Annotated in this window: 9 protein-coding genes; 1 reads left to right on the forward strand and 8 read right to left on the reverse strand. The window is 68.5% G+C overall.

The genetic code is table 11. The features are described from left to right. Positions 1 to 171 precede the first annotated feature (171 nt). The 4 genes from RN02_RS11155 to RN02_RS11170 all read right to left on the reverse strand — a co-directional run bounded on the left by RN02_RS11155 (position 172) and on the right by RN02_RS11170 (position 3,588). Positions 172 to 1,053 carry a helix-turn-helix domain-containing protein gene (locus RN02_RS11155; protein WP_043314542.1) on the reverse strand — a complete coding sequence of 294 codons (882 nt, stop codon included), beginning with the start codon at positions 1,051 to 1,053 and terminating at the stop codon, positions 172 to 174. Between the two features lie 106 nt (positions 1,054 to 1,159). Beyond that, a complete protein-coding gene (locus RN02_RS11160; RefSeq protein WP_043314543.1) occupies positions 1,160 to 2,353 on the reverse strand; it encodes an MFS transporter in 1,194 nt (397 codons plus the stop codon). A gap of 103 nt (positions 2,354 to 2,456) precedes the next feature. Beyond that, complete coding sequence (locus tag RN02_RS11165) at positions 2,457 to 2,885, reverse strand: nuclear transport factor 2 family protein (protein WP_024128739.1); 429 nt, start codon at positions 2,883 to 2,885, stop codon at positions 2,457 to 2,459. A 142-nt stretch (positions 2,886 to 3,027) separates the two neighbouring features. Next, positions 3,028 to 3,588 (reverse strand): GNAT family N-acetyltransferase, encoded by a 561-nt coding sequence (locus RN02_RS11170; protein ID WP_064583070.1) that lies wholly within the window; start codon positions 3,586 to 3,588, stop codon positions 3,028 to 3,030. 96 nt (positions 3,589 to 3,684) lie between these two features. Between RN02_RS11170 and RN02_RS11175 the strand changes: the two genes are divergently transcribed. Next, positions 3,685 to 4,134 carry a GNAT family N-acetyltransferase gene (locus RN02_RS11175; RefSeq protein WP_043314544.1) on the forward strand — a complete coding sequence of 150 codons (450 nt, stop codon included), beginning with the start codon at positions 3,685 to 3,687 and terminating at the stop codon, positions 4,132 to 4,134. A gap of 744 nt (positions 4,135 to 4,878) precedes the next feature. Here the strand turns inward: RN02_RS11175 and RN02_RS11180 are convergent. The 4 genes from RN02_RS11180 to RN02_RS33715 form a co-directional block, all read right to left on the reverse strand. After that, positions 4,879 to 5,403 (reverse strand): thioredoxin family protein, encoded by a 525-nt coding sequence (locus RN02_RS11180; protein ID WP_043314545.1) that lies wholly within the window; start codon positions 5,401 to 5,403, stop codon positions 4,879 to 4,881. A gap of 64 nt (positions 5,404 to 5,467) precedes the next feature. Then, positions 5,468 to 5,866: a cupin domain-containing protein gene (locus tag RN02_RS11185; RefSeq protein WP_009622411.1), complete on the reverse strand. Its 399-nt coding sequence runs from the start codon at positions 5,864 to 5,866 to the stop codon at positions 5,468 to 5,470. Positions 5,867 to 5,985: 119 nt separating this feature from the next. Further along, positions 5,986 to 7,500: a threonine ammonia-lyase, biosynthetic gene (ilvA, locus tag RN02_RS11190; protein ID WP_177331053.1), complete on the reverse strand. Its 1,515-nt coding sequence runs from the start codon at positions 7,498 to 7,500 to the stop codon at positions 5,986 to 5,988. A gap of 11 nt (positions 7,501 to 7,511) precedes the next feature. Further along, entirely contained in the window at positions 7,512 to 7,673 is a 162-nt protein-coding gene (locus RN02_RS33715; protein WP_156060087.1) for a hypothetical protein, read from the reverse strand. Positions 7,674 to 7,806 lie beyond the last annotated feature (133 nt).

Below are 7,806 nucleotides of genomic sequence, written 5' to 3' on the forward strand. Positions count from 1 at the left end.
AGGTGCTGGGCACAAGAGCGCCCTCTCCCCAACCCTCTCCCGCAAGCGGGAGAGGGGGCTGTCCTGAGTGCGCTGGTAGTCCGGCGCCATCCTCGCACCCCGCCTTTCCGGCGAACACCGTAGGGCGCATAACCGTTCGCGGTTATCCGCCGCTGGCCGAAGGTAACGGCGCTAAGGCCGGGCACCCTGCCTGACAGTAGCCTTGGGGTACTCACCGAACAGCGCGTGGTAGGACTGGGAGAAGCGCCCCAGGTGCCAGAACGACCACTTCATCGCCACCTCGGCGACGGTCATGCCCGACTCGGCGGCGCCCAGCAGGTCGCGGCGGGCGGCGTTCAGGCGGCGGTTGCGCAGCCAGACGATGGGCGGCATGCCGGCATAGCGCAGGAAGGACTGCTGCAGGGTACGCGGCGAAACGCCCGCCTTCGCCGCCAGCTCGGCCATCGCGAAGTTCTCTTCGGGGCAATCGTTCACCACGTCCTTGACCCGCTGCACCACGCGCTTGGCCTGGACGATGGAGCGCGAACGCTGCTCGTCGCCGGCCGGCGCCTCGCAGAGCAGGGAGAAGCAATTGGCGACTATGGCCTGCGCCACGCCGGGGGCCTCCACCGGGTGCCGCCCGGCGCCTGCGCCGACGAGCAGGTCGCTCAGCGACGCGGCCAGCGAGCGGCAGCCGTCGGAGCGCAGGGGCGTCAGCACCAGGTCGGTGAAGTCGTCCAGCGCCTGGCCCCACTGCCCCGCCTGCTTGATCACCACCGCCACCTCGCGGTAGTTCTCCGGCGTGACCCAGGCGTTGCGCGTCTCGCCATCGAGCAGATAGAGGGTGTTCTCCGACATGTCGAAGCTGAACACCAGCGCGCCGGGCGGCGCGTGGAACTCCTGCTCCACGCGCAGGTTCATCTGCTCCTCGTAGAGCTCGATGCCCTCGACCTCGGCATGCAGGATGCGCCCGGCGAAACGCCCGGCGGACATCTGCGTGTACTGCTGCTCCCAACCCGGAATGGCTATCCGCTGCTGATCGACTTCCTGCGCTTCGACAACCCTGATCACCATACCCGGGGCCTGTGTTCTTCTTAGGCCGCGAAGGCTATCAATGGCGACGAAGGTGGTGCAAGCGGCAACCCGTGCCGGCGGGCCCGGAAGGCGGCGGTTCCGGCATTCAGGCCTGCCGGGCGGCCGGCAACACCGCGCCCAGGCGGTAGAACACCCCGCCGGCGACGACGAAGGCGCCCAGCATCACGAACATCCAGTGCGCCGGCAGGCTCGCCAGCACCCAGCCGCAGAGCACCGGGCCCAGGGCGCCGCCGAGGTTCGATAGGTTCTGCGCGCCGTAGTACATGCCACGCAGCTGCGGCGGGGCGATGCGGTCGATGAACATGTATTCGGCGGGGAACACGATGATCTCGCCCAGGGTGAACACCGTCATCGCCAGCACCCAGTGCAGCACGCTGGTGGACAGCGCGAAGCCGATCACCCCGGCCAGGAACAGCGCCAGCCCGGCCAGCAGCCAGGTTTCCAGGCGGTTCTCGTCGATGCGCCGGCCCAGCGGGTACTGCAGGGCGATCACCACCAGGGCGTTGACCGCCACCACGGTGCTGATGACCTGGTAGGCCACCTCGGCGCTGCGGGTGGTGACCAGGTATTGCGAGAGGTAGGCGGTGAACTGGCCGAACACCACCGCGCTGAGCACCCCGCCGAGGGTGAAGCAGACCAGGCGCCGGTCATCCAGCAGCACGCGGCCCAGGGCCAGGAAGGACACCGGCGCCTGCCCCGCTGGGGCCGGGCGCTGGCTGCGCTCGCCGTAGCCCAGGTACAGCAGCAGGAAGCCGGCGCCGAGCAGCGCGGAGACCACGAACGGCAGCTTCGGCGCCCAGTGCGCCAGCCCGGCGCCGAGGAAGGGGCCGACGGCATAGCCGATGTTGATGAAGGTGTAGCGGATGGAGAAGGCGCGGCCCTGTTCCTGCGCCGGCAGCAGGCGGCCGAAGCTCGCCTTCACCACCACGTCCACCGCCGAGTAGGCGAAGTTGAAGGCCACCAGGAAGCCGAAGAACAGCCAGAGGTTGGCGGTGAGGCACATGCCGACGAAGCCGGCGATGAAGCACGCCGTGTAGCCCAGGATCAGTCCGCGGCTGGACAGGCGGTCGGTCAGGTAGCCGCCGTACAGGCTCTGCACGGAGCCGGCGATCAGCGCGCCGCCGACGATGGCGCCGATGCGGGCGATCGGCAGGGCGAAGGCCGAGGACAGGTAGACGACCAGGAACGGCAGGCTGATGGCTCGCCCCAGGGTCAGGACGAAGGTGGCGCAGAACAGCAGGTTCACCGACCGCGGGTAACGCTTGAGTGCAGCGAGCATCCGTGTTCACTCGGCTGGAAGGACAACCGCCTCAGCCTAGCACAGGGCGCCGCCGCACCCGGGGTTCGGCCCGGCGCGTATTCCGGGCCGATGGGGTTTCCGGTCAGGCCTTGGCCGTCGCCAGGTAGGCGCCCACGCGCCGGCCCATTTCCTCGCCCAAGGCCTGCAGGCCGCTCATGGGGCGCACCATGACTTCGAACTCGACGATGCGACCCTGTTCGTCGAAGCGGATCATGTCGATGCCCTTGAGCTCGCGGCCGTTGACCTTGGCGCTGAACTCCAGCACCACGCTCAGGCCGTCGGCGCTGGCCAGCTCGCGGTGGTAGGTGAAGTCGGCGAAGACCTGCAGCACGGTGTTGAGGATGGTCGCCGCCACCTTCGCGCCCGGGTAGGGCGTGTGCGCCATGGGCGAGCGGAACACCACGTCCTCGGCCAGCAGCTCGGGCAGCGCGCCGAAGTCGCGCTGCGCGATCATGCGGTGCCAGTGCTGGAGGGAGGCGGCAGCCCGGGGTTGCAGTTGCAATTCGCTCATCATCGGTTCCTCTGTCTCGTCGTTCTTGTAATGCAGGGCCATCCGGCAGCGCCGGACGCTGTGGTCAGAGGAACCATAAGACCGGCCCCGGCGCGGCTCAATGATCGCAAATGACAGACCTATGACCCGCGCGCACAGCGGCTCAATGGATGGCCGGCGTCACCAGGTAGCTCAGCAGTTGCTCGTCGTCGCCCGGCTCGACGGACAGCGCCGGCCGCGGCAGCACCTCCAGCACCGCCTGCCAGAAGGCCCGCGCCGCCTCGTCCTGGCGATAGAAGCGCACCAGCCAGGCGCCCTCCCCGCGGGTCAACACCTGGGTCGCCACGGCGCGGCCGATGCCCTGGCGGCGGTACTTCTTCAGGATGAACAGGTCGGCCAGCTCCAGGGCATCGATGCCCGGCAGCTCGCTGCGTTCGATGAGCACGAAGCCGGCGATGAAGCCGTCCACCAGCACCAGCTCGGCGCTCCACTGCGGCGCCTGCCAGTAGCGCGCCAGGTGTTCCTCGTGGATGTAGAAGCGGCCGTCGGCCTCGACGTCTTCCTGCTCCCAGTCCGAGGACTCGTAGGCATAGAACTGGTAGAGGTTGCGGATCAGCTCGCTGTGCTCGGGGCCGGTCCGCATCAGCTCGACGGTGGTGGTGCTCATGGGCGGTGCTCGCGGGTGGCGGTCATGGGTTGCTCGGTGTCTGGCGCGGGCGCGCATTCTTCACCAAAGCGCGCGCCGGTGCCAGCGCGGGGCACCGGACACGGGCCCCGCTTAACCTCTAGACTAGGCGCTTTCCCACGCCCAGGAGGCGCCATGTCGCAAGCCCGCTACCAGTTCACCCCCGGCGCCGATCCCCAGGCCCGGGCCGTCGTGGAGGAAGGCCTGCGGGCCTATAACGTCGAGCGGATGGGTACGGCGTATGGCTACGAGGGTTTCGAGCTGTATGCCCGTGATGCCGAGGGGCAGGTGATGGGCGGGCTGTTCGGCCATTCGGGAATGGGTTGGTTGTACGTGGACTATCTGTGGCTGGATGCGAGGCAGCGCGGTGCGGGGTTGGGGGCGCAGTTGCTGGCGCTGGCCGAGGAGGAAGCGCGGCGTCGTGGGTGTGTGGGGGTGTTCCTTTATACCTACAGCTTCCAGGCGCCGGGGTTCTATCGGAAGCAGGGGTTCGAGCTGATGGGCGTGCTGGAGGATTGCCCGCCGGGGCATCAGCGGTTTTATCTGAAGAAGCGGTTGGTGGGGCCGGATGGTTGTGGTGTGTGACCTGGAGAGCGCCCTCTCCCTAACCCTCTCCCTGAAGGGAGAGGGGACCGTTGGGCAGGGCTGGGTGTTCTGGAGTTAGCCGGCAACGCCGAAGGTTTCCGGCTGAAACCAGGCCCTCTCTCGGCACGGACTAGCCCCCTCTCCCTTCAGGGAGAGGGCTGGGGAGAGGGAGCGGCATCAACCCAAAACGCCTCGGCCACCGGCAAACGCCCCCACCAGTTCAAGCAGAACCACCGCAGTTGCCGGCCAGGTTCGGTGTATGGCCTGAAGAGCGCCCTCTCCCTAACCCTCTCCCTGAAGGGAGAGGGGACCGTTGGGCAGGACTGGGTGTTCTGGAGTTAGCCGGCAACGCCGAAGGTTTCCGGCTGAAACCAGGCCCTCTCTCGGCACGGACTAGCCCCCTCTCCCTTCAGGGCGGGGCGCGCAGCCGAGGGCTGGGGAGAGGGAGCGGCATCAACCCAAAACGCCTCGGCCACCGGCAAACGCCCCCACCAGTTCAAGCAGAACCACCGCAGTTGCCGGCCAGGTTCGGTGTATGGCCTGAAGAGCGCCCTCTCCCTAACCCTCTCCCTGAAGGGAGAGGGGACCGTTGGGCAGATGCGGGCGTTTTGGAGTTAGCCGGCTAGCCTGGCGGGTACCGGCTGAAACCATTCCTTCTCTCGGCACGGACTGGCCCCCTCTCCCTTCAGGGCGGGGCGCGCAGCCGAGGGCTGGGGAGAGGGAGCGGCATCAACCCAAAACACCTCAACCACCAGCAAACTCCCTCCCCTCCACCCTCTCAAGCACCGCCACCAGATCGAGCACCGTACTCTCCAGATAATCCCCCGCCCGATACGCCGGCTTCACCCCGTCCCACCCCGCCACCACCACCTGCGGCCGTTCGATGAAGCGCCCGACCACCTCGAACCCGGCATCCAGCACTACCACCAGCGGAATGGCCACGCGCTCCAACCCCAGGCGCTGCTGCAGCTCATCCTCGGCACGCCCCTTGGAGATCACCGCCAGGTCGATGCGCGGCTGCTGGCGGCACAGCCAGTCCAGGGCGGTGATGTTGAGCTGGCAGTCCGGGCACCACATCTCGCCGGCCACCAGCAGGTGGTAGCGGCCTTGCACCGCGGCCAGGCGTTCGCGGGTGGCGGCGCTGATCAGGCCCGGCTCTTCGAGCCTTTGCTGCACCGCGCGCACCGCGGCGATTTCCGCCGGCAGGCCGTGGGCGACGAAGGCGTCGAAGCCTTCGCCGATGGCGAAGAGTTCCTGGTAGCTGGCCATTGCGAGCTCCCTCGTTTGTCGGTCGATCAGGGCATCCCAGCAGAAATGGCCGGCGGCGGCAATCTTACTGCTTCAGCGGCGTCAGCACCGGGGCCTTTTCGTCCAGCAGCATCCACACCAGCAGCTTGGCCGGCTGCGTCGCGCTGGCGTTGCGCGAGACCAGGTGCGGCGTGTTGGCCGCCTCGTACCAGGACTGGCCGGCCTTGTAGGTCACCGGCGGCTGGCCCTGCAGTTGCGACACCACCGCGCCTTCCAACACGTAGGCGAACACCGCGCCGGCGTGGACGTGGGGCGCCGAGGCCTCGCCAGGCTTGTAGCTGACCTCGATCAGCAGGCCCTTCTTGCCGGGGGCGTCGGGCAGCGCGTGTTCCTGCAGGGTGGCGATCTTCTCGTGCTCGGCCCCGTGGGCCAGTGCGGGCAGCGCCAGCACCAGGCCGGCGAACAGCAGATTGCGAAGGGACATCGGACGGCTCCTCGGGCCAGGGGCCCAGCGGGTTGAAGGGCTGTTGCCCCAAGCTACGCCGGCCCCGAGGCGGGCCCAATAGCCAATCGCGGCGAAGTTCGCCAGTCCACTGCCGCGCCCTAGCCGATGAACAGCCGGTACGCCGGGTTCTCGCTCTCGTCCCAGTAGCGGTAGCCGATGGCGTCGAGCACCGCGCCCAGCTCGCCGCGCTCGTGTTCGGGCACCTGCAGGCCGGCCAGCACGCGGCCGTCGGCGGCGCCGTGGTTGCGGTAGTGGAACAGGCTGATGTTCCAGCGCCCGCCGAGGCGTTCGAGGAAGTTGAACAGCGCCCCCGGCCGCTCGGGGAATTCGAAGCGGAACAGCCGTTCCTGCTCCACCTGCGGCGCGCGGCCGCCGACCATGTGGCGGATGTGCAGCTTGGCGGCCTCGTTGTCGGTCAGGTCCAGCACCGGGAAGCCCCGCTCGCGCAGTTGCTCCACCAGCGCCGGGCGCGGGTCGTTCTGCGGGTGGGTCTGGATGCCGACGAAGATCTGCGCTTCCTCGCTGCGGTCGTAGCGGTAGTTGAACTCGGTGATCTGGCGCTTGCCCACCGCCTCGCAGAAGGCCTTGAAGCTGCCCGGGCGCTCGGGGATGGTCACCGCCAGGATGGCCTCGCGCTTCTCGCCCAGCTCGGCGCGCTCGGCGACGTGGCGCAGGCGGTCGAAGTTGATGTTGGCGCCCGAATCGATGGCCACCAGGGTCTGCCCCGCCGCGTCGTCGCGCTCGACGTACTTCTTGATCCCGGCCACGGCCAGGGCCCCGGCGGGCTCGGTGATGGAGCGGGTGTCGTCGTAGATGTCCTTGATCGCCGCGCAGATTTCGTCGCTGCTGACGGTGATCACCTCGTCCACGTAATGACGGCACACTTCGAAGTTGTGCGCGCCTATCTGCGCCACCGCCACGCCGTCGGCGAACAGCCCGACCTGACTCAGCACCACGCGCTCGCCGGCGGCCAGGGCGGCCTGCAGGCAGTTGGAGTCGTCCGGCTCGACGCCGATGACCTTCACTTCCGGGCGCAGGTATTTCACGTAGGCGGCGATGCCGGCGACCAGGCTGCCGCCGCCCACCGGCACGAAGATGGCGTCCAGGCGCCCGGGGTGCTGGCGGAGGATTTCCATGGCCACGGTGCCTTGCCCTGCGATCACGTCCGGGTCGTCGTAGGGCGGCACGAAGGTGTAGCCATGGACCTCGGCCAGTTGCAGGGCGTGGGCCAGGGCCTCGGGGAAGGCGTCGCCGTGCAGCAGCACCTTGCCGCCGCGGGAGAGCACGCCCTGCACCTTCAGCTCCGGCGTGGTGCGCGGCATGACGATGGTCGCGCTCACGCCCAGTTCCTTCGCCGCCAGCGCCAGGCCCTGGGCATGGTTGCCGGCGGAGGCGGCGATCACCCCGCGCGAGCGCTCCGCGGCGCTCAGCTGCGCCAGCTTGTTGTAGGCGCCGCGGATCTTGAAGGAGAACACCGGCTGCAGGTCCTCGCGCTTGAGCAGCACCTGGCAGCCCAGGCGCTCGGAGAGCTGGCGGGCCGCTTGCAGCGGGGTTTCGATGGCCACGTCGTAGACCGGCGCGGCGAGGATCTTGCGCACGTATTCCTTGAGCAGCGCGTCCTGGCTCATGCGCGCGCCTCCCGGGTTCGGCCGCCGGCCGGCAGGCTGTCGAGCAGGTCGGCGCCGCAGGCGTCATCGGTATGGGAATCCATGAGGGGCTCGAACTGCCGGGCGTTGATCAGCCGATCCGCCTGTTCGATGGCCTGGGTGACGCGGTGGGGGCTCATTGGGCCTGTCTCCTGCTGGGCTTTTTCACGGGGCCCGGGAGACAGTCAGAAAAAACCCGCCTCCAGGGCGGGTTCGGTGGACGTCGGCTAACCCGCCAATTGCGTAATGGCGGTAATAATGATTCGGCCGAAG

Origin of the sequence: Pseudomonas sp. PI1, assembly GCF_000812405.1 — a bacterium.
Classification (GTDB): Bacteria; Pseudomonadota; Gammaproteobacteria; order Pseudomonadales; family Pseudomonadaceae; genus Pseudomonas; species Pseudomonas citronellolis.

Coding starts and splice junctions, on each gene's coding strand:
- RN02_RS11155 (WP_043314542.1), bottom strand. CDS start 1,053: ATGGTGATCAGGGTTGTCGAAGCGCAGGAAGTCGATCAGCAGCGGATA.
- RN02_RS11160 (WP_043314543.1), bottom strand. CDS start 2,353: ATGCTCGCTGCACTCAAGCGTTACCCGCGGTCGGTGAACCTGCTGTTC.
- RN02_RS11165 (WP_024128739.1), bottom strand. CDS start 2,885: ATGAGCGAATTGCAACTGCAACCCCGGGCTGCCGCCTCCCTCCAGCAC.
- RN02_RS11170 (WP_064583070.1), bottom strand. CDS start 3,588: ATGCGCGCCCGCGCCAGACACCGAGCAACCCATGACCGCCACCCGCGA.
- RN02_RS11175 (WP_043314544.1), top strand. CDS start 3,685: ATGTCGCAAGCCCGCTACCAGTTCACCCCCGGCGCCGATCCCCAGGCC.
- RN02_RS11180 (WP_043314545.1), bottom strand. CDS start 5,403: ATGGCCAGCTACCAGGAACTCTTCGCCATCGGCGAAGGCTTCGACGCC.
- RN02_RS11185 (WP_009622411.1), bottom strand. CDS start 5,866: ATGTCCCTTCGCAATCTGCTGTTCGCCGGCCTGGTGCTGGCGCTGCCC.
- RN02_RS33715 (WP_156060087.1), bottom strand. CDS start 7,673: ATGAGCCCCCACCGCGTCACCCAGGCCATCGAACAGGCGGATCGGCTG.